The sequence below is a fragment of the Variovorax sp. EL159 genome (assembly GCF_900100965.1).
Classification (GTDB): domain Bacteria; phylum Pseudomonadota; class Gammaproteobacteria; order Burkholderiales; family Burkholderiaceae_C; genus Variovorax.
The window spans coordinates 146,191-167,868 of the sequence record NZ_FMUJ01000006.1; the positions used below are offsets into that span (position 1 = coordinate 146,191).

General features: G+C 70.6%; 10 protein-coding genes. 2 read left to right on the forward strand and 8 right to left on the reverse strand.

What is annotated here, in order from left to right:
* Window positions 1–23: 23 nt before the first annotated feature.
* The 6 genes from BLQ28_RS24705 to BLQ28_RS24730 form a co-directional block, all read right to left on the reverse strand.
* Window positions 24–13,613, reverse strand: a complete 13,590-nt coding sequence (locus BLQ28_RS24705; protein WP_176801220.1) for a filamentous haemagglutinin family protein — start codon at window positions 13,611–13,613, stop codon at window positions 24–26.
* 146 nt (window positions 13,614–13,759) lie between these two features.
* Window positions 13,760–14,734: a FecR family protein gene (locus BLQ28_RS24710; RefSeq protein WP_256327445.1), complete on the reverse strand. Its 975-nt coding sequence runs from the start codon at window positions 14,732–14,734 to the stop codon at window positions 13,760–13,762.
* 22 nt (window positions 14,735–14,756) lie between these two features.
* Complete coding sequence (locus tag BLQ28_RS24715) at window positions 14,757–15,317, reverse strand: RNA polymerase sigma factor (protein ID WP_093245836.1); 561 nt, start codon at window positions 15,315–15,317, stop codon at window positions 14,757–14,759.
* Between the two features lie 12 nt (window positions 15,318–15,329).
* Complete coding sequence (locus BLQ28_RS24720) at window positions 15,330–16,067, reverse strand: STN domain-containing protein (RefSeq protein WP_143012570.1); 738 nt, start codon at window positions 16,065–16,067, stop codon at window positions 15,330–15,332.
* 387 nt (window positions 16,068–16,454) lie between these two features.
* Window positions 16,455–16,865: a RidA family protein gene (locus tag BLQ28_RS24725; RefSeq protein WP_093245840.1), complete on the reverse strand. Its 411-nt coding sequence runs from the start codon at window positions 16,863–16,865 to the stop codon at window positions 16,455–16,457.
* A gap of 21 nt (window positions 16,866–16,886) precedes the next feature.
* Entirely contained in the window at window positions 16,887–17,810 is a 924-nt protein-coding gene (locus tag BLQ28_RS24730) for an SDR family oxidoreductase (protein WP_093245842.1), read from the reverse strand.
* Window positions 17,811–17,865: 55 nt separating this feature from the next.
* Here BLQ28_RS24730 and BLQ28_RS24735 point away from each other — a divergent pair, with 55 nt between their 5' ends.
* A complete protein-coding gene (locus BLQ28_RS24735) occupies window positions 17,866–18,930 on the forward strand; it encodes a CDP-6-deoxy-delta-3,4-glucoseen reductase (RefSeq protein ID WP_093245844.1) in 1,065 nt (354 codons plus the stop codon).
* Between the two features lie 112 nt (window positions 18,931–19,042).
* The gene (locus tag BLQ28_RS24740) at window positions 19,043–20,020 is read left to right on the forward strand and encodes a Bug family tripartite tricarboxylate transporter substrate binding protein (protein ID WP_093245846.1); all 978 of its coding nucleotides are present in this window, start codon (window positions 19,043–19,045) and stop codon (window positions 20,018–20,020) included.
* Between the two features lie 98 nt (window positions 20,021–20,118).
* Here BLQ28_RS24740 and BLQ28_RS24745 read toward each other — a convergent pair whose 3' ends face one another.
* Window positions 20,119–20,883 carry an ABC transporter ATP-binding protein gene (locus BLQ28_RS24745; RefSeq protein ID WP_093246165.1) on the reverse strand — a complete coding sequence of 255 codons (765 nt, stop codon included), beginning with the start codon at window positions 20,881–20,883 and terminating at the stop codon, window positions 20,119–20,121.
* Between the two features lie 10 nt (window positions 20,884–20,893).
* On the reverse strand, window positions 20,894–21,667 hold the full coding sequence (locus BLQ28_RS24750; protein ID WP_093245848.1) for an ABC transporter ATP-binding protein: 774 nt from the start codon (window positions 21,665–21,667) through the stop codon (window positions 20,894–20,896).
* Window positions 21,668–21,678: the final 11 nt, after the last annotated feature.

Here is a 21,678-nt window from a genome sequence, read left to right on the forward strand (position 1 = left end):
AATTCGCGCGAAAGTTCAACAGCTCACTGTTTCAGCCCCCGCTGCTCGCCCGGCGTGAGCGACTGCATCTGCGCGGTGGTGAGCGCGCCCGCGCCGAGCACCTGCACCACGCCCTTGGGGTCGTAGGCGCCGCCGCTGCGCTCGCGGCCTGCACCGGCGCCGCCCTCCCCGCCCGCAGGCTCATTGCCGAAGCCGAGTACGCGCACGGTGAACACCGAGGGCAGCGCCTGGCGCTGCGCCGCGCGCTCGCGTTGCACCGCGTCCTGCGCGGCGGTCGCGGCCTGCGATGCGGCCGCGCTGGCGTTGGTCAGCGCGCCCACGTTCACCGCCGCCACCACCGGAACGCCGGTCGACTTGCCCTGCACCTGGATGTTGTCGGCGTTGAGCACGCGCAGCGCCGCCAGATTCACGTTGCCCGACACGCGGATGCCCGCTTCGCCCGCATCGATGGTGCCCAGCGGCGCGATCAGGTCGATGTCGCCCGGCGGCACTTCGGGAATCGGGTTCAGCGTGGCAATACCCGCGCCGGTGTTGGGCGTGGTCGGCGACAGGCTGACGTTGCCGGCGTCGTCATACACGCGCCGCTGCGGCGTGTAGACCACGGTCGATCTCGCGCCGCGGCCGGCATTGATGTCGCCCTGCGCCGACCAGGCCAGGATGCCGCCGCCGAAGGTGGTGAAGATGCGGCTCTGGCCCAGCAGGATGCTGCCCAGCGAATAGATCTGCACCTCGCCCGCGCCCTGCGTGAGCACGCCCGAGCCCTCGCCCGGCACGAAGCCCCCGTCCACCCCGACCAGCGTGCGCCCGCCGGGCACGAGGATGTTCACATCGCCGCCGAAGTTGGTGTGGATACCGGCATCGAGCGCGTCGTACACGCCGATGTCGCTGGGCCGGCCGGCGGCGATCCAGGCGTCGCGCCGCAGGTAGCTCTTGCCGGCTTGCGGCCGCTTGGTGAACGAGTCCGAACTGCTCAGGTAGTAGTTGGCGCTGCTGAACATGGTCAGGTCGCCCTGATGGTGGCGCGCGCTGCCGTCGGCACCGTGCGTGGGGAACAGCGTGGCGATGGCCTCGCGGCCGCGCAGGTAGCTGCCCCGGCGCGGGCCGCCCTCGTCGTTGTACTCGCGTCCACCGGCCCGCAGTTCGGCGTAGTACACGTTGCGCAGGTAGACCTGCTGCTGCTCGGGCGGCAGTCCAGCGAAGAAGGTGCGCGCGTCCATGGTCGCGGCATCGAAATGCCGGCCCTGGCTGTTGCTGCCGCTGAAGCGCTCGCGCAGCCAGTTCACCAGGTGCAGGCCCTTGGCCAGGCCGAACTCGCGTGCCAGGTCGCGGCGCTGGTTGCCGCCGCCTTCGCTGCGTTGGCCATCGATCTCGGCTTGCTTGCGCTTCAGGTAGGCATCGGCGCCGGCCTCCTCGCCGCCGTAGCCGAACTGCTGCGACAGCCAGCCTGCCAGCGTCAGCTCGCCGCCGTAGCTGTACAGCGCCGTGCCGGGCTGGTCCGCGAAGGGGCGGCCGCTTTCGGCGCGGCGCTTGGGATCGAGGTAGCGCGCGGCGAAGCCGTCCCAGTCCGGCCCGTCGCGGCCCACGCCCACCGCCACCGAGATGCCAGCGCCGCTGCTGCGGTCGCCCGGCTTCACGTTGACGATGGCGCCCAGGCTCTTGAGCTCGCCCTTGTCGGCCATGTACAGGTCGCGCCCGGCGCTGAGTGCCAACTCGCCGGGGCCTGCGATGTGGAAGCTGCTGGTGCGGATGTCGCGGCCGGCCTCCACCACCGACACATCGTCGGCATGGCGGTGCACGATCAGGTTGCCGCGCGCCGAGCCGCCGAGCAACTGCTGCGGCTCAGGTGCCCACTCCGGCTTGCCGTTGACGGTGCGTCCATGCCAGCCCGTGGCTTCGGCCGGCACGTTGTCGACCTGGCCCAGCGCGGTGCCGGCATCGACGATGTCGCGCCCGGCGCGGATCGCCACCGGGCCGCCGCCCTCGTACCAGATGCCGAACGAGGTCGGCGCGCCGGTGCCGCCGCCGCGGTAGATCATGGAGCCGGTGCGCAGGCCCACGATGTCGCCGTCCACCGCGTAGAAGCGCGACGGCGGCTGACCCATCGGCGCCACGTCGGCCGCGCTGGGCGAGGTGAGCGTGAACAGCGGAAAACGCAGCGACGAGTTCTGTCCGCCCACGGTGACGGAGGCCAGCAGCGCGTCGGCGGCCGAGTTGTGGATGATCTCTCGGCCGTACCAGATCGGGTTGCCCAGCGCGATGAAGCCGGGCTGGAACGGATCCACCAGCCGCGACGGGTCGGCGCCCGAGGGCGTGATGGTGTAGCCCCCGCCGTAGATCGAGTCGCGCGCCAGCAGCTCGAGCTGCGCGGTGCGCTGCACCGCGTACTGCGGTCCGGTCGGCGACGGCGCCAGCGTCAGGCTCCAGCCCGAGGGGCCGCCGCTGCTGTCCATCCAGCCCCGGCTCGCGTCGCCGTAGTACAGGCTGCCGCTGGCCGCCAGGGCGCGCAGCACCGCCGGGTAGACGAAGCGGCCGTCGGTGGCCTGGTGGTTGGTGCGGTAGCTCGGGTCGGCCCAGCCCAGCGTGGGCGTGAGGTTGCCGCCGGCGCTGGCAAGGTCGATCGCGGTGGATGGCGTCCACAGCGAGAACCAGGTCCAGCCGTCGCCCTGGTACTGCTTGCCGTTGGCACTGAAGGGCGTGCCGCCGGTGAGCGTGGGCACGCGCCCCGGATCGGCCACGCCGCCGAGCACCAGGTCGCCGCGCGCGTCGAGCCGCACGCCCGCATCACCGGGAATCAGCACCGGCCCGCCAGTGGCGAGGCCCGAGGTGGCGATGTAGGAGTCGGTCGCCCACGCGTTGTTCAGGTTGGCGACCTCGTAGCCCAGCTTGATGCCGCCCACCGCGCCGCTTTCCAGCCGCAGCGCGCCGCGCAGGTTGGCGAAGACGCCGTTGAGGTCCATCATCGTGCGGTGATGGCTCAACGGGTTGTTGGCCTGCCACGTGGTGCTGGAAGGCAGTCCGCGCACCTCGGGCGACGGGTTCAGGGTGCCGCCGATGCGCACGTCCAGGTCGCCGCCGCCGGTCAGCAGCAGCTCGCCCGAGCGCGTCACGCGGCCGGTGCTGCCCACCGCCAGGTGCAGGCCCTGGCTGCGCGCCACGTAGGTGCCGCTGAAGTCGCCCATCTGCTCCATCATCCCGGCGTTGCCGCCGGTCTCGAACACCAGGTTGCCGCCGCCCAGCGTGCCGATGCCGACGAAGCCGACCAGGAAGGGCCATTGGCCGCCGAGGTCGTACATCGAGGTGTCGCTGCCCGCGACGTAGCTGCCGAAATTGATCCACCAGGCGGTGGGCACGCCCTCGGGGCCCGGCACCACGCTGCCGGTGCCCTGGCGCCAGACCCAGTTGCCCAGCATCGCGCTGGGGTACTGCACGCGGAACACACCCAGTTCGTCGGTGGTGCGACGCAGGCTGCCCCGAGCACCGATGGTGTCGCCGCGCGCATCGCCCTGCACGCGCACTCGCAGGTTGCCGCCGTGGTCGGGGTACCAGGCGCGGTACAGGCTGTCGCTGTCGACGAACTTCTCGAAGACCTCGTAGGCGCCGTTGAGCACGTTGTTCCCGTCGCTCCCCTTGGCGCGTGGGCGGTTGAAGTCGGCGTCGTCGGCGCGTGCCGCGGCGCGCGTGCCGGCGGTGTAGATGCCGTAGGGCGAGTTCTGCGTGAAGTCGTTGCCGGCCAGCAGATCGAGGTCGCCGGTGCCGGTGCGCAGCACGCTGAACAGCGGCTGGCGCACCGGGTAGGACTTGTAGTTCCAGACCTCGGGCGTCTCGGAGACCAGGTCGCAGTAGCCGTAGTCGCACATGCCCCAGGACACTTCGCCCGGCGTGAGGATCACGCCCTTCCCGCCATAGCCTTCGTCCTCGGCCAACTGGTTCCAGGCCCAGACCTTGCCGCCGGAAACCAGCTCCTTCGTGAAGGCGTTGCCGTAGTGCGTGTCGGCCAGCCGCAGATCGCGCTGCGGCCCGCGCGGCTGCAGCGCGCGGCTGTCGGCGGCCTGTGTGTCGGCGCCGGCCACCAGGCGCATCGACCACGACTGCGAGCCCTCGGCCAGCATCGGCGCGATGGCGAAGTTGCGGCCCTGGTTGCCGTCGGCATCGGCCAGGCGCAGCTTGACCGACGCCACGCCGCCGGGCAGCTTGACGATGGTCTCGGCCGGGATGATGGCGCCGCGCTGCAGCGGCACCTCGCGCGCCAGCACCGGGCCGTTGTAGCGGTAGAAGGGCGGCTGGTTGATGTCCATCACGGCGCCGTCGGGGAAGGGCAGCGGCACGCCGGCGGGCCACAGCATCTGGCCGACCTTGGCCGCGCCCGGCAGGCGCATGCCCGCATCGAGCTGCATCCTGGCGCTGAGCTTGAGCGGCTGGGCCAGCACGCTGCCGGCCGGCTGGATCACGTTGCCGGCGGCGTCGCGCACCGCACCGCCGAGCACGGTGCCCGCGGGCAGCGTGTAGTCCCCGGTCAGTACCGCGCGCACCGCCAGCACGGTGCCGGCGGCCAGGCTCATGGGCTTGAGCGGCGCATCGAAGTTGAGCGCGCGCCCGGGCTGCAGGAAGGTGTCCTCGGCCAGCGCGACGGCACCGCCGCGCGGCACCACCACGTCGCCGCCGAAGGGCACGCGGCCCTTGAGCAGCACCCAGCCATCGTCGTCGCGGGTCGCCGGCAACGCCGAGGTGTCGAAGCCGTCGTTGACGCTGCCGTAGATCTTCAGGTTGCCGCCCGCGCGCACCGCCAGCGCGCCGGCCTCGCCCGAGCCGTAGACGGCGGTGCGCTGCGTGCGCGCATTGAGGCTGTCGTAGCGGAAGCCCGAGAGGTCGAGGTCGCCCTCGATCTGCAGGTCGCCGTCGGGCGTCCTGCTGATGATCTGCACGCCGGGGCGCAGGTGGAAGGCGTCGGCGTAGGCGCGCAGGCCGCCCAGGCGCCGGTTGACCAGGTCGCCGTTGGCCAGCACGTTGCGCATGAAGGCCACGCTGTCGTCGTGCTTGGCGTTCAAGTAGGCCTGGTCGATGCGCTGGTAGGGCCGGCCGCTGACGTCGAGGTCGGTGCCCTGGGGCGCGTCGTCGTACTGGAAGAAGCCGTTGACATTGATCGTGCGCGCGCCCGCGATGCGCTGCGTGCCGCTGGCGTCGATGTCGATGTCGCCGCCGCGCCTGCCGCCCAGTCGCGGCGCGTTCAGCTCCACCGTGCCGAAGGCGCGCGGCGTGCCGTCGGTGCCGGCGCGCAGGTCCATGCGCGCGCCGTCCTCCAGCACCAGCCGACCCGTGCCGCTGTCGATCTCGATGGTGGCGCGGTTGGGCGCCTCGATGGCCTGGCCGTAGCTGTCCACCCGCAGGCGCGAGCCGTGCGCGTCGAGCAGCGCGCCGCCCGCGATGGTCACGCCGTCGCGCGCCGCCAGCCGGATGCTGCCGACCTGCACGCCGCCGGCGTCCACCTTGCCTGCCACGGTGAGGTGGCCACCATCGACCGAGAGGTTGATCTCGCGCGCCTTCAGCTCGTCGCCCACCACCAGATCGCCCTGCTTGATCTGGAAGCTGCGCTCGCCCAGCACGCCGGCGTCGGTGAGGCGGTGGTTCAGGCCGGTGAAGTCGGCGATGCGCTGCGCGCGCACATCGATGCGCCCGCCCGCGTAGGGCACCAGCGTGCCGCCGGCGTCGTACTCGCCGCTGCTGCCGCCACGCAGGCGGCCCAGCAGCTCGACGCCGCCGGCACCGGCATCGAGCGCGGTGACGGCCAGCCGGCCGGCGCGGTTGTTCTGCGCCGAGAAGTCGATCCGCGCGCCTTCCGCCACGCGCACGTTGCCCTTGCGGCTTTCCAGCGCCACGTCGCCCCCCCAGCTGTACTTGTCGACGTCGAAGAAGTTCAGCCGCCGGCCGGCCAGGTCCAGCCGCGCGCCGTCCTGCAGCTGCACGTCGCCGTCCGCGCGCAGCGTCAGCTTGCCGCTGGGCAACACCACGGCGGTGTCGAGCGTCACGCTGCGGCCGTCGATGGCGATCTCGGCGCCGAGCGCGCGTTTCGCCTCGGCATCGCCCAGGGTGCCGGGCTTCGTGCCCTCGGGCGCGGTCACCCGCACGTCGCCGCCGGCCTTGTAGCGCATCACCGAGCCGGCCTCGCCGGTCAACAGCGGCGTGTCGATGCGCAGCGTGCCGCCGGTGCGCACGTAGCCCTTGGCGGACTCGTCCCAGGCCCCCTGGGACTGGTAGACCGACAGCGATCCCTTGCTGCGCGCGCTGACCTGCTCGCTGGCGTTGAGCCGCACTTCGCCGAAGCCCAGTGCCAGCCGGTCCATGTCGTGCACGGTGTCGCCGCGCTTGCCGTTGGCCTCGCCCAGCTCGATGCGCCGGGCGTCGATCTGCAGCCGGCCGCTACCGGTGCCTGCGCCATTGGCAGCCACCACGCCGGGCGGCGTGATGGTGCCGCCCCACACCAGCACGTCGGTCTGGATGCGCGCCACGTCATCGGCACCGCCCCAGCCGTAGATGGCGGGCGTGGTCAGCACCAGGCGCTCGATCGGCGACTTGCCGGTCGCGGGGTCGATGGTCGACAGCTGCGCCGTGCCGTGGAAGTTGACCGCGTCGCGCACGGTGAACATCAGGTTCTCCAGCGCCGGCGCGCCGGTGCTGGTGTCGCCGCGCAGCAGGCGATCGAGCACCTGCTGGTTCAACGTCAGGCCCGGCGTCAGCGCGCCGCGCGCCGCGGCATCGGCCAGCGTGCGTTCGCTGCCGATGTTGATGCCGCCCAGCGCCAGCACCAGGTTGCGGGTGCCGTAGCGCGAGTTCTCGCCCAGCGTGAAGGACTGGTCGGTGGCGGCGGTGATGGTGCCCTCGGAATACAGCCGCGCGCCGGCGCTGCAGCTGCCGGTGCCGGGGCACACGCCGATGTCGATGCGGCCGGGGCCGCTCTCGCCGCCAGCAGAGACGCCCGGCGGCAGGATCTCGATCCAGCCGTTGGACACCGCCAGCACGCTGCGCGTGCCCGGGTCGTAGATGTAGCCGCGGCGCGAATCCCAGGCCGCCGGGCCGCGGCCCAGCGCGTCGATGCCGGCGCCGGCTTCGATGGTGATGCCGTTGTCGCGGCGGTCGGTGACCAGGAACACCTCGCCCGCGCGCAGCACCGCGCCGCTGCGCAGCACGATGCCCGGGGCGGCGGCGCTGAAGCCGAGCGTGAGCTTGCCCATCGGCACGCCGCCGATGCCCAGCTGCGCGGCGCCGATGGCATTGAGGTCGCGGTCGTACAGCGAAGCGCCCTCGAAACCCGGCGTGGGCGCGGCGCCCTCGGGCAGCACCTCGACGGAGCGTCGCCAGCCGCCGAGCACCACCGCCGTGCCGCCCATGCCATCGCCTTGCGTGCCGTAGCGCGTGGTGCCGGCAAAGCGAAGCGCCCGCGCGCCGGGCACCGAGCCCGGCGTGCCCCTTTCGCCGAACTCGAAGCGCAGCGCCTTGGCGTCGCGCTCCAGCACCGGGCGCGGCAGGCCGTCGCGCATCGCCTGCGCCACGGCGAAGTCGGCGTAGCTGGTCTCGTTGTACTGCGAGTAGGTGCGCAGCACGTCGCCCGGCGTGAACACCGCCTGCAGCGGCAACGCGTCGCGGATGCCGGTGCCGGCCACGCCCAGTTGCGCGGGCGCGGTGTAGGAGCCGTTGCGCATGGCCGTGGCGCTGCCAGGGGCGCCGACCTGCGCGGCCAGCCCGTTGAGCTCGACGCGGAAGGCACCGGGCATCAGCGCGTAGGTGGAGGGCATCAGCGTGTAGGTGCCCGGCGGCAGGCCGGGCACGCCGGTGCCGATGGTGATCTGGCGGCCGATCGCGGCATCGCTCGCGCCCTTCTCGCCCTTGAGCGGTGCCGCCAGCGGCTGCACGCCCGGCACGATGGCATAGACCGGGTTGGTCGCCAGGCCCGGCAGCGCGAAGCCCTTGCGCTGCGCGCCCACCTGCATCAACGGGAACATGCGCGCATCGGTGGAGCCGCCACGGCCGGCCAGGAAGGCGGCCCCGGTCAGCGTGCCGCCGCCCGACATGTCGAGCACCGCGCCCTCATGCACGTCCATCGAGTGGGCAGCCAGCCTGATGCTGGGACCCTCGCCGACGCCACCGTAGACCACGTCCTTGCCGTTGAACAGATAGCTCAGCCCGTCCTGCGTGCCGCCATAGGGTATCCGCAGCCCGTCGGCGCTGACCGAGGTCAGGCTGCCCGAATGCAGCTGCACCGAGGTGGCGGCGGTATTACCGCGGGTGTCGCCCAGCGTGATGCTGCCCAGCGGCGCGCGCAGCACGCCGCGCTGGTCGATGTTGGCGGCCCGGAAGGTCATGGTGCCGAAGACCGACTGCGGCATCGCCGGCGTATCGCCCACGCGCTCGATCACCAGCCGCCGGGTCATGTCCATCTCGGACTGGCGCGCGCCCCATTTGTCGATGTAGTTGTGCATGCCCACCTGCACCAGTCCGCTGTCGCCGGTGGCCGGGTAGATTTGCGCCGCCGCCAGCGTGAGGTCGCCGGGCACATGGAACTTGGCGTTGTCGGAAAAGCGCAGGTCGCCGCTGCTGCGCAGCACCGACTGGTCGAAGGCGTAGCGCTCGACCTCCAGGTCTTTCGGCACGTTGCGCACGATGGTGCCGCGCACGCCCATCTGCACCATGCCCGACAGGTCGATCAGCTGCGCGTCCATGCGCAGCGAACTGCCGCCTGACACCAGCGGCACGCCCAGCGTGCCGGCGCCGTCCCCGCTGTTGCGCGAGCCCAGCACCGGGTTGGGCACGATGTAGTCATCGGGCTGCTTGCGCGTGCTGCCGGCCACACGGATGTAGGGCGCGGCCAGGGCCACGCGCACGTCGGGCGGGGTCTTGTCCGCCAGCGCCAGCGCGGTGGTGGTCAGGCGCAGGCTCTGGCCCAGCGACAGGTCCACGTTGCCGTCGAAGGACAGCATGCCGTGGGCCAGCAGCGAGAGGTTGTCGAAGCCGCCGTCGTGGATGCGGTCGACGCCGATGCGGGCCGTGCCGTAGGACAGCGCGCGGTGTTCTTCGCCCGGGCGCAGGTCGGCGGCCTCGCCCACCCCGCTCCTGCCCTGCACCTGCGCCAGCAGCAGCTCGCGCGGCACGCGCACAGCGTCGTCGACCTTGGCGCCCTTCAGGCTGTAGCGCTCCACCGGGCCGTAGGCGGGCGTGTCCAGGTTCACCGCCAGCGTGCCGCCGGCCGCACCGGCACCGCCCGCGGCGGCGCGCATGCTGCCGTCGAGGAACAGGCCACGGTAGGAACTGAGCGCGATGGTGCCGCCGTGGCTGGCGGCCTCGGTCGCGCCGCGGCCCGGCAGGTCCAGCGTGGCCGAAGTGCCCGAGGCATCCAGCCGCGCGCCCGGGCGCAGCACCACGAAGGCATCGGCCGCGTCCACCTGCGTGGCATCGAGCACATGGCGCCCGCCGATCTCGATGGTGCCCCCGTTGGTCAGTTGCCCGTAGCGGCGACCCAGCACATCCGTGGCGACCACCGGGCGAGCCGCGACGTCGATCAGCGCCTGCCCGCCGATCCAGAACGAGCGCGCATTGGGCATGCCGTCGGGCAGGTTGGTGTCGCTGCCCGAGCGGTAGTCGCCCGGCAGCAGCGAGACGCGCCCACTCCAGGCCGAGAGCGTGCCCTCGAGCGTGATCTGGTCGTTGCCGCGCAGCGTGAGCGTGCGGCCCGGGTCGAGCACGACCTGGGCGCCCTCGCCCACCGTCAGCGGCGCGCGCTGGTAGAGCGTGCCGCCTTCCAGCGTCAGGTCGGCGCCGGCACGCTGCGTGAGCTTCTGCTTGACCGGGTCGTCCTGGTAGAGCGGCGGTGTCCACAGCTGCAGCGCGGCCGACGGGTCGGCCCCGGTGGGCAACAGCCTGCCGACGGTGGGATCGAAGCGCTGCACCGGCATGTGCACGTTCACCTGCATGCCGTCGGCCACGGTCAGGCCGTCCTGGCCGCGCACGGTGTACTGCGCGAAGCCGCTGCGGAACAGGCCAGGGTCCAGGGTCAGCATCGGCTGCACCGCGACCTCGCGCGGCAGCGACTTGCCGGCGGCGATCGGCGTGCCGGCCGGCATCACCGTCTCGGCCGCGGCCACGGTGCCGCCCTTGTACGAGGTGGTCTTGGCCGGGACCGGCACGCCCTCGGGGAACACATCCCTGGGAATCACGTAGCCCTTGCTCAGTTCGGTGATGGCCACCAGCACGCTGCCGGCCGGCACCTTGTCGCCCGGCTCGTAGATGGTCTCGTTGGCCAGTTGCACCATGGTGTTGGCCGGCAACACCCAGTCGGCGGCGGTGACGACGGTGCGCGTGCTGGAGACGTCGGGCATCACCGTCTCCTTGAGCGCCACGCCCGGGAGCGCGCGCGACACCGTGACGGAGAAATCCATCGGAATCATGCTGCCGGCCGCGATCACGTAGTCGCCGGCCAGCCGCAGGAGCACGCTGCTGCTGCGGCCGGCGGCCAGCACGCCGTTGCCGCCGGCGGGCAATTCGCCAATGCTGATCGCCGTGCCGTTGGCCAGCGTCAGCTTGCCGCCGCCCTTCACGCCGTAGCCGCGCAGCTCGCCGTCCATGTGCAGCGCGCCCGCGCTCACGCCGTCCTTGCCGGGCTGGGCCGACATCAGCGTCACGTCGCCGCCGCGGCCGCCGCGCAGTTCGTTGCCGGCCATCAGGGCGGCACCGCCCGACACGTCGATCAGGCTGCGCGCGCCGAGCGTGATGTCACCGGTGCCGCGCACCGTCACCTGTCCGCCGTCCACGTAGGGCAGGCCCTCGATGCGCTCGGGCGATTGCGCGATGTTGCTCCACAGCCCGCGTGCATCCAGGCGCACGCCCTCGGCCACCGCCACGCGCGGCCGGTAGCCGGCCGGCAGCATGTCGGCGATGGAGAGCTCGACCCAGCTGCCGCCGCTGGCGCTGGTGAAGCGGCTGACCAGGTCGCCCAGAACGATGCTGCCGCCGCGCGCGACCAGGTCCGCATCCACCGCCACCGTGGGCGCATGCAGGGCGATGACGCCACCCGGGGCGACGGTGATGGCGGACTTCACCGCCACGGTGTCGTTGGCGTAGGCGGTGAAGCCGCCCAGGCCCTGGCGCTGCAGCCAGCCGCTGTCGATCCGCAGGTGGCCCCGCAGGTCCTTCGGCAGCGCGTCGCCGGCGGCCAGCGCATCGGCCAGCGTGCTGGGCGCGTCGGCGATCGTCACGCGGTCGACCTGCGCCGTGGGGTTGTCGCGCAGAAGACCGGTGGCGGTGTCGTAGATCGGCGCGATGCCGCCGATGAGCAGGCGCCCGGCCAGCGGGGCGGCCGTCTGCAGCTGGCGGTAGCCGTCGAGCCCCGCGTCGCGCTTGCGCTGCTGGCGCTCGCCCTGGAACACGGTGGCGTCGATGTCGCCGTCGAGCACCGCGGCGCGGGTGCCGACCAGCACCTGGCCGGCATCGCGGCCGACGGTGTAGCCGCTCTCCAGCCGCTGACGCGGCCCGATCAGCGGGTTGTAGAAGTAGGCGGTGGTGTTCTTGCCCCAGCGCGCGTGCTCGTCCTCGAAGCCGCGGTACAGGCCGGCGTAGGCGATGTCGGCCGGCGCGTTCGAGAGGTTGTACAGGCGCCCGTCGGCGTCCTTGAGCCAGCTCTGCTGCAGCATGCCTGTCTGCACGTTGAGCGTGCCGCCAGCCACGTTGATGGCCGAGCCGCGCTGCGTGACCAGTTCGCCGCCAGCGAAGCCCACCGTGCCGCCCACCGAGGCCCATTCGCCGATGGTGTGGCCGTCGGTGTTCAGGTAGCCGCCGACTTCCAGCAGCCCGCCGCCGGTGTACCAGCGCTCGCCGGCGTAGCCGTTCACGCCGGGGGCCACGCGCACCAGGTCGCGCCGGTCGATCCACATGTCGATGCTGTTGAGGCGCTTGCCGTCGCGGTTGAGCGGCGCATCGCGCTGCTCGTTGCCCTGCACCTTGATCTTGACGTTGTTGGACGCCATCGCCACGCTGACGCCGACCGCGCCGGCCACGTCGATGGTGGCGCCGCGCGCCAGGCGGGTGCGGTGCTCGGCGCGCGCCTGCACCTGGCCGCCGGTGGCCAGGGTGAGCGAATCGCCCTCGAAGTCGATGTCGCCGGCCGAGTCGATCTTCACCAGCGACTGGTCGCGGCGGTTATAGCCGCCGTCGCTCGGGCGCATCGAGTCCTTCAGCAGGGTGTCGCGTTGCACGTCGAGCGCGGTCGCGCCGTCGTTCTCCAGCACGATCGCGCTGACGCTCTGCGGCGCCAGCGTGACGCGCGCCTCGGCGGCATCGCCCTGCGCCTTCAGGTGGATGGTGCCGCGCGTGTTGACCGAGGTGCTGGACAGCAGCACGCCCTGCTGCTCCACCGTCTTGCCGACCAGGGTCACGTCGCCCGTCGAGGCGGCGATCAGGCCGGTGTTGCGCACGCGGCCGGCGGCGCTGCCGGCCAGGCGCAGCGGATCGACCTCGTTGCCGCGGGTGCTCGAATCGCTGTTGCCGTCGGTGCTCATGCCCTTGCGGATCACGAAGGCATCGCCCGCCGCCAGCACGGCCTGGCCGCCGGGGGTGGTGATGCTGCCGTGGTTGTGCGCCTCGCGGCCGGCCAGCAGCACGTAGCCGCCGCCCTCGGTCACGCTGGTAGGCCGGCGCGTGGCGATGCGCGCGCCGGGCTCCACCACCACGTCGGCGGTGGCCGCGCCGTGCGTGGCGCCGGTGGCGTTGAGCACGAGGTCGTTGGCCAGCACCGGCACCTGGCTGCTGCCGCGCGTTTCGCTGTACAGGCCCTTCCTGAACTGCGCGTCGCTCATGCCCACGGCCGCGGCCACGAGGTTGCGCGTGTCGACCTGGCTGCTGCCGCTGAACACGATGCCGTTGCGGTTCACGACCATCACCGTGCCGTCGGCCTGGATCTGGCCCTGGATCTGCGAGGGCCGCGCCTTCGGGTCGTTCACGCGGTTGAGCACCGACCAGCTGGCCTGCTGGTCGAACTTCACGGTGGTATTACGGCCGACGTTGAAGGTCTCCCAGTTGAGGATCGCCTTGTCGGCCGTCTGCGCGACCGTGACCACGGTGCGGCCATCGACGTTCTTCTGCGAATCGCCCGTCAGCGGGCGCGCGTTGTGCCAGCCGGCGGTGAGCGAATTCGTGTCGACCTTCAGGCCGCCTTCGGCCAGGCCGTCGGGCACCGACGGATTGTTCTGCGCAGCCGCGCGGGCCGCGGCCTGGGCCGACTGCTGCGCCGCGATGGCGCGCGCCGCCAGGTTCAGGTTGCCGATGGATTGCTGCAGCTGCTCGTTCGCGCGCTGCTGCTGCGCCTGCGGTCCGGCGAGCAGCGCCGCGGGCATGCCGTTGGGCAGGCGGCCCGTGGCCAGTGCGGTGTTCTGCGCCATGTTCTTCTGCGCCATCCAGGCACCGCTGAACGCCTGCTGCGCCTGCGCGCCGTCGAATACAGCGCCCCCGGCCAGCAGCAGCGCGATGGCACGCACCAGCGGCGTGAGCCGGACCTGCGCGAATGCGGGGGACGAAGAAGAGGACGCGTTCGGCGGATTGCGCCGGGACACCGTGCGGCGGCTGCTGCGTTGCATGCGGACTTCCATGGGTTCGTGTTTCGTTGCTCGTCGATCGAGGCCACGAAGCGAAAGGGCCCGTGGACTACCGAGCTATGACAGCGAAGGTCCGGCGCGACTGCACCATGTCACGAAATCTTCACGAAGGCGCACACCAGTACGTCTCAGGCGTTCGCAGCGCCCAGCAGCACGATGCCGCCGGGCAACTGCGTGAGTTCGGCGCCGTAGACATCGCGCACGAGAAAAGCCACGTCGTCCAGCCGGTCGATGGAGAAACTGGCCTGCACGCGGCTGCGGCCCAGCGCCTCGCTCGTGAGGATGAGCCGGCCGCGGCGGTAGCGATTGACCTCGGCCACCACCTGCGACAGCGGCACCTGGTCGAACACGAGCTGGCGGCGACGCCACGCGATGACGGGACCGGTGTCCACACCCGTGACGACGCCGAGCCCGGCGGGGCCGTAGCGCAGCTGCCGGCCCTCGTCGAGCTGCGCATGCTGCGTGCCTTGCGCCACGTCGACCTGTCCCGCAAGGCAGGTCACGCAGACCTCGCCGTCGAGGTGGCGGATGTTGAAGCGCGCGCGCGTCGCCGACACCACGCCGCCACCCGCTGCCACCGTGACGCGCGCCGATGCCAAACCATCGGCCAGCACCTCGGCCTCGCCGGACACCAGTTCGATGGCCTCGCCTGCACGTTCCTGCGCCGCACCGCGGTGCAGGTTGATGCGCGTCTGCGTGTTCATCTGCAGCACCACGCCGTCGCCCATGGCGACCTCGCGCTGTTCGCCGGTGGCGGTGTGGTAATCGTCACCCCACTCGACAACCGACGGCCACAGCGCCAGCGGCGGCGACACCGCAAGGTAGGCGGCCGACGCCGCCACCGCGCCACCCAGGAAGGCGCGGCGCCCAGGCATGGGCACGGGCAGGCGGCGGGTCGCCTCGCGCGCTTGCTGTTCTTGCTGCTGCACGCGCTGCGCGGCCGGCGCCATGGCCTGCCACACCTGCCGCGCCTGCACGAAGGCCTGCGCATGGTCGCGGCTGCGCGCGCACCAGTGCCGGAAGGCCTGGCCGTCGGCTTCGGTTACCTGCTGCGAGCCGAGCCGCACCACCCAGGCCTGCGCTTCGCGTTGCAGGGTCTTCATGGCCTCGGTCGCTCCGGGTTCTTCAGCTGTCATCATGGGAAGACTGTTTTCCGGCGCCGGGACCGAAGCGTTGGATGAAATCTCTGCCGAGCCGCTCGCAGCAATGCTCCAGGCCGGCACGCAACTCCTTCTCGACGGTGCGTGCCGACACGCCGTAGCGCGTCGCGATGTCCTTGTGCGGCATCTCGTCGACGCGCGCGGCCAGCACGATGGCGCGGCGGCGGCGCGGCAACTCGGCCAGTGCGCGCTCGAGCGCCTCCAGTTCGTTGCGCGCCTCGGCGCCGCGCGCCGGATCGGCGGCCTCGTCGGCCATGTCGTACAGCGCCTCGACCTCGCCCACGCTCAGCAGCCGCGAGTTGCTCTTGCGCTGGTCTTCCGCGACGTTGAGCGCAATGCGGAACAGATAGGCCGAGGGGTAGCGCACGGCGCTTCGCACGGTGGAGTTCTCCACGCGCAGGTAGGCCTCCTGCAGCGCGTCGTTGGCGAGATCTTCCGAACCGAGGCGATGGTGCAGGTGCTTGCGGAACTGCGCATAGCGCGCCAGGAACAGCGCGCGCAGCGAGGCCTTGATCGACTCGGACATCGCGCCGACGCCTCAGCCCGTGGCGCGCCCGCTGCGCGCATCCAGATAAGGCCGGCAGTCGCGCGCCGGGTCGGGACGCGGGGTCAGCAAGAGGGTGAAGGGCTGCGGCAGCGCGGCCGGCGGCGGCGCATCCAGGCCGAGCGCGCGCAGGCTCGCGAGCACCGTGGCGTCGCGCGCCTGCACGCCGCTGCCCTCGAGCAGGCGGGCATCGGCGACGGCGCCTGCCGGGTCGATCCACAACTGGATCGCGAGCCGGTAGCGGCCGAAGGCGTCGGGCTGCGCGATGCACAGCACGCGCGTGACCGCCCCCTGCAGGACGGCCGCATAGGCCTGCAAGGCATGCGCATTGCCGGCCGTGGCAGCACCCGTCGGCGCGCGCTCGCCCTGAACACCGGTCGCCGCCTGTACCGGCACGAGCGTGAACGCGCTGGCGCCTGTGTAGCGGGCCACCAGCCCGGTGCCGACAAGCATGCGTTGCAGCGCCTCGCGCGGCGTGAAGTCGCCCTGCACCGGCGACGCCTCGCGGCCATCGGTGAGGCGACTGGTGACGAGCACCGAGTGACCGGTGAGTTGGCCGAAGACGGCAAGGGAGCGCGCCAGCGGCTGCGCCGACAGGTCGAAATGCAGAGATGCCGCGTCGGTCGCCACGTCGTCGGCTGCTGCTGCAGCGTGGGCGGCGCACATTACCAGCGCCATGACCAGGCACCAGGACAGTGTCAGGGCACCGCCCGATGCGGAAGTACGGATCATGTGACGGGAGATCAACAGCAGCAGCAACGAAAAGGCAGGAAAGCGGCCGTCCGCTGTGCGGCCCGGGTGAGCGTGCGGGCGAGACTAGTCGGCGCAGATGACTGACATGTGACGTTTTGTTCACACTTCTGATGCTGCGTGATCCGCGTCTTTTTCTGATGGCTTGTGCGCTGTCTTGACTGTTCGGTTCGCCGTTGAATGGAGCTCAGCCTTGCGACGCCAATGGCTCAGGCCTTGCCGGATTCGACCTGGTGTCCGCAGGTGACACCTACAGAACCGCGTGCTCCAGTGTTCGTGCGGCCTGCAGCCCCATCTGCAATTCCGGCCCAGCACCGCGTCTTGTTCTGCAACCCAAGCGACAACCGCTCTGGTTCGCATCCATCGGCATCAGGCCCTCAGGGCTGCCACGGCCCGTATCTCCACCAGCAACGAAGCCCGCGCCAAGGCGGCCACACCCAGGATCGTCCAGGCCGGATAGTCCTGCTGGATATAGCGGTCTTTCACTTCGCGAAAGTCGGCCAGTTGGCTGTCGATGTTCACGTGGTACGTGACGATCTCCACGAGGTCGCGAAACCCCAGCCCTTCGGCCTCGAGCACCACACCCAGCCGCCTGAAGGCCCAGTCCGCCTGCTCTGCAGCCGTCTCGGGCACGCTGCCATCCGGCCGAAGGCCGATCTGGCCCGCAACGAACAGCAGGCCGCCGGCCTTGACGCCTGCGGCGTATTTGAAAGCGTCGAAGACGGCCGTCGACCCGAATTCGGGATGGCCGTCAGGAACACGGGTGATGCGCTCGCTCATTGGCTGCCTCGTCTCTCTTCGTCAAATCAGGCCGGTGTGCACGGTCGGGTGCGCAAGCCGCACGCGCAGCTCCTTCTTGAGCCGTGCGTTGTCGAGCCGGCGCGATTCCCCCATGAAGCTCAGCAGCTGCAGCGGCAACTGCCGCTCGGCCTCATCGCGGGCCACGCGCGGCGGGCGCTGCAGGCCGTACAGATCGGCGGCCAGGTCCATGTAGTCGCCCATGCGCAGTTCGGTGTCGTCCGACGCATGCACGATGCGCTGCGGCCGGCCTCGGAACAACGCGGCCTCGCAGGCATGCGCCAGGTCGTCGGCGTGGATATGGCTGGTGTAGACATCGTCCTCGCGCCGCAGCACGGGTGTGCCGCGCTGCAGGCGCCCGCGCGGCGTGCCGTTCTCGCGGTCTGGCGCGTAGATGCCAGGAATGCGCAGGATGCTCGCGCGCACGCCAGCGCTGCGGCCGAGCCAGCGGACGGCACGTTCGGCGTCGACGCGCCGGTGGGAACGCGGCGTATCGGGCCGCACGGCGCGCGTTTCGCTCACGCGCGCGCCGCCGCAGTCGCCATACACGCCACTGGTCGAGCCGTACACGAAAACGGCCGGTGCCGAACGCAGCCGTAACGCACGCGCCAGTGCCGTGGTGCGCTGGTCGCGCCACCAGGCGGTGCCGCCGTCTCGTGCGGGCGGCGCCAGGTGCAGCACGCGCGTGGCGATGCCGGCCAGGCGGCGCAGCGTCTTCGCGTCATCCAGATTGCCCACCAGCGGCCGGACTCCTGCCGCGCGCAAGGCGGTCACCCGGTCGGTCGACGAAGTGAGCGCCACCAGTTGCATGCGCCCCCGCAGATCGCGCGCGACGCGCTGGCCCACGTCGCCGCAACCGACGATCAGGAGGCGCTCGCGCCGGAACCTCGCCGGCAGCGCGCCGGAGGGACTATTGATTGAAGGCAAAATCCCGTTTCCTTTCTCTTTCAGACCCAGGCTGAAAACAAGCCGAAGAATACCGATGACTGCTGCAGCACCGCATGAAGCGGGCTTTTCCATCACCGTCGAGCCCAGCGGGCGCCATTTCGTGGTGCAGGGCGACGAGACCATCCTCGCGGCCGGCATCCGGCAAGGCATCGGCCTGCCCTATGGCTGCAAGGACGGCGCCTGCGGCTCCTGCAAGTGCAAGAAGCTCTCGGGCGAGGTCGTCCTCGGCCCGCATCAAAGCAAGGCCCTGAGCGCCGAGGAACAGCTCGCGGGCTTCGTGCTGACCTGCTGCGCCCATGCCAAGAGCGACGTGGTCCTCGAATCGCGCCAGGTGACCGAGGTCGGGGCACTCCCGATCCGCAAGATGCCGGTGCGGGTGCAGGCCCTCACCCGCCAGTCGCACGACGTGATCATGCTGCGCCTGCAGTTGCCGGCAGGCGAACCGCTGCAGTTCCATGCGGGCCAGTACGTGGAGTTCATCCTGCGCGACGGTGCGCGCCGCAGCTACTCGATGGCCAATGCGCCACACACGCTGAGCCAGCCGGGCACGGGCATCGAGCTGCACCTGCGGCATCTGCCCGGTGGCAAGTTCACCGACCATGTGTTCGGCGCCATGAAGGAAAAGGAAATCCTGCGCATCGAAGGCCCCTTCGGCAGCTTCTTCCTGCGCGAGGACTCCGACAAGCCGCTGATCCTGCTGGCTTCGGGCACGGGCTTCGCGCCGATCAAGGCGCTGCTGGAGCACATGAAATTCAAGGCCATCGAACGGCCTGCCACGCTCTACTGGGGCGGCCGCCGGCCCGAAGACCTCTACATGGACGCATGGGTGCGCGACCAGCTGACCGAGATGCCGAACCTGCGCTACGTGCCGGTGATTTCGAACGCCACGCCCGAAGACAACTGGACGGGCCGCACCGGCTTCGTTCACCAGGCGGTGCTGGAAGACTTTGCGGACCTCTCGGGCCATCAGGTCTATGCCTGCGGCGCGCCCATCGTGGTCGACTCGGCCAAGCGCGACTACGTGGCGCTGGCGGGCCTGCCCGAAGAAGAGTTCTTTGCCGACGCCTTCACCACGGAGGCCGACAAGGCCATCCCCTGACCAGCGACGCGCAGGTCGCGCCGCAACGCCTGACAAGGGACAACACCGACGGCCCGCAGAGGCCCGCTCCGCAGTGTTCCTGCGCCCATGAGATGTTGAGATCCGAGAAAAAATGAAAACGCGAAACTTCCTCCTGACCCTGCTTGCCAGCGCCACCGCCCTGCTGGGCGCCGGCCACGCCAACGCCCAGCAGCAACGCCCGATCCGCCTTGTGGTTCCGTACGCCGCGGGCGGCCCGATCGACAACACGGCGCGCATCCTGGCCGAACGCGTCAAGGACACGCTGGGCCCGGTCATCATCGACAACAAGCCGGGTGCGGGCGGCAACATCGGCGCCGACGCCGTGGCGAAGGCGCCCGCCGACGGCCTGACGATCGGCATCGCGGCCACCGCCACCAATGCGGTCAACCCGTGGCTGTACAACAAGATCCCGTTCAACGCCGCGACCGACTTCGCGCCGATCACGCAGATGGTCCGCGTGCCCAACGTGCTGGTGATGAACGCCGACACCGCCAGGCGCCTGAACATCAACACCGTGGCCGACCTGATCCGCTACGCCAAGGCCAACCCCGCCAAGCTCAACTACGGCAGCGGCGGCAACGGCAGCGCCGGCCATCTGGCGGGCGAGTTGTTCAAGAAGGAAGCCGGCATCTTCGCGGTGCACATTCCGTACAACGGCGGCAGCCCGGCGCAGCTGGCACTGATTTCCGGGCAGGTCGATTTCAACTTCGACAACCTGGCGACCGCGGCGCCGAACATCCGCTCGGGCAAGCTGAAAGCGATTGCGGTGACGACCTTGCAGCGCAGCAGTTCGCTGCCCGAGGTGCCGCCTGTGGCCGATACGCTCAAGGGCTTCTCGATCGATACCTGGTGGGGCTTGGTGGCGCCGGCGGGCACGCCGCACGACGTGATCGTCAAGCTCAATCAGGCCTTTGTCGCCGCGCTGAATGCGCCGGAAACGAAGACCCGCTTCGCCTCGCTGCTGGCCGAGCCCGTGGGCAGTTCTCCTGAGCAGTTCGGCGCCTTCATGAAGAGCGAACTGGCCAAGTACGAGAAGGTCGTGAAGGCCACGGGCGCAAAGGTCGATTGACAAGGAAGCCGCTGCACGGCGGCCTCAAGGCCCTCAACTTTTGGGGGCCGAACGATGGCCGTGCCACTCAGTGAAGGGCCGCGCGGCCCTTCATTCGCTTACTCCCCGAGGTACGCAGCACGCACGCGCGGGTCGCGCAGCAGTTCCTTGGCGTCACCATTCATTGTGATGAGGCCCGACTCCATCACATAGCCACGGTCGGCCAGTTGCAATGCGCGGTTGGCGTTCTGCTCCACCAGCAGGATCGTGACGCCTTGCGAGGCCACGGTCTGCACCACCTCGAAGATCTTGTCGCACATGATGGGCGACAAGCCCATCGTGGGCTCGTCGAGCAGCAGCACCTTGGGGCGCGCCATCAGCGCACGGCCCATGGCCAGCATCTGTTGTTCGCCGCCCGACATGGTGCCGGCCAGTTGGTCCTTGCGCTCGCGCAGGCGCGGGAAGGTGACGAACACGCGCTCCATGTCGCTGGCAATGGCCGCCTTGTCCTTGCGGATGTAGGCACCGATCTGCAGGTTCTCGGTGATGGTCATGCGCGTGAACACGCCACGGCCTTCCGGCACCATCACGAGCCCTTCTTCCACCAGGTCCCAGGCGCCGCGCCCCTTGATGCTGCGGCCCAAAAATTCGATGTGGCCCGCGCCCGCGGGCAGCGTGCCGGTGATGGCCTTCATGGTGGTCGTCTTGCCGGCGCCGTTGGAGCCGATCAGCGACACCAGCTCGCCTTCGCGAACCTCGAAGTCCACGCCCTTGACGGCCTGGATGCCGCCGTAACCCACCTTCAGGCCGTTGACCTTCAGCAGCGTCTTGCCGGTGGCCTTGGCCTGCGCGGCCGTGGCCAGGGTTTCTGCTTCGCTCGTCATCGTCGTCATCTCAATGTCCTCCGGTGCCGAGGTAAGCCTCGATCACCTTCTCGTTCTTCTGCACGTCGACCGGGGTGCCTTCGGCAATCTGCTTGCCGTAGTCCAGCACGGTGACGCGGTCGCACAGGCCCATGATGAGCTTGACGTCGTGTTCGATGATCAGGATCGTGCGGTCGTCCTTGCGGATGCGGTCGATCAGCTCGCGCAGCAGGACCTTCTCGGTCGAGTTCATGCCGGCGGCGGGTTCGTCCAGAGCGATGAGCTGCGGGTCGGTGGCCAGCGCGCGGGCGATCTCCAGGCGGCGCTGGTCGCCGTACGACAGCGTGCGGGCCTTGTAGTCGGCAAACTTGCCGATGCCCACGTAGTCGAGCAACTCTTGCGCGCGCTTGGCGATGGCGGCCTCTTCGGCCTTGAAGCTGCCGGTGCGCAGCATAGCGCCGAACACGCCCGATTTCGTGCGGATGTGGCGGCCGACCATCACGTTCTCCAGCGCCGTCATTTCGGCGAAGAGGCGGATGTTCTGGAAGGTGCGTGCAATGCCGGCCTTGGCCACTTCGTGCACGGCCGTCGGCTGGTAGGGCTTGCCGGCCAGCTCGAAGGTACCGCTGTCGGGCGTGTAGAGCCCGGTGATCACGTTGAAGAAGGTCGTCTTGCCCGCGCCATTGGGGCCAATGAGTCCGTAGACCTGGCCGCGCTTGATGGTGATGCCCACGTCCGAGAGGGCCTGCAGCCCGCCGAAGCGTTTGGAGATGCCGCGAACGTCGAGGATGGTGTCTGTCGTCATGTCTGTGTCTC

Bases quoted from the DNA above. Each gene is read 5' to 3' on its own strand.
- BLQ28_RS24725 (WP_093245840.1), bottom strand. From the start codon at position 16,865: ATGAGCGAGCGCATCACCCGTGTTCCTGACGGCCATCCCGAATTCGGG.
- BLQ28_RS24720 (WP_143012570.1), bottom strand. From the start codon at position 16,067: ATGATCCGTACTTCCGCATCGGGCGGTGCCCTGACACTGTCCTGGTGC.
- BLQ28_RS24710 (WP_256327445.1), bottom strand. From the start codon at position 14,734: ATGAAGACCCTGCAACGCGAAGCGCAGGCCTGGGTGGTGCGGCTCGGC.
- BLQ28_RS24745 (WP_093246165.1), bottom strand. From the start codon at position 20,883: ATGACGAGCGAAGCAGAAACCCTGGCCACGGCCGCGCAGGCCAAGGCC.
- BLQ28_RS24715 (WP_093245836.1), bottom strand. From the start codon at position 15,317: ATGTCCGAGTCGATCAAGGCCTCGCTGCGCGCGCTGTTCCTGGCGCGC.
- BLQ28_RS24740 (WP_093245846.1), top strand. From the start codon at position 19,043: ATGAAAACGCGAAACTTCCTCCTGACCCTGCTTGCCAGCGCCACCGCC.
- BLQ28_RS24705 (WP_176801220.1), bottom strand. From the start codon at position 13,613: ATGCAACGCAGCAGCCGCCGCACGGTGTCCCGGCGCAATCCGCCGAAC.
- BLQ28_RS24735 (WP_093245844.1), top strand. From the start codon at position 17,866: ATGACTGCTGCAGCACCGCATGAAGCGGGCTTTTCCATCACCGTCGAG.
- BLQ28_RS24750 (WP_093245848.1), bottom strand. From the start codon at position 21,667: ATGACGACAGACACCATCCTCGACGTTCGCGGCATCTCCAAACGCTTC.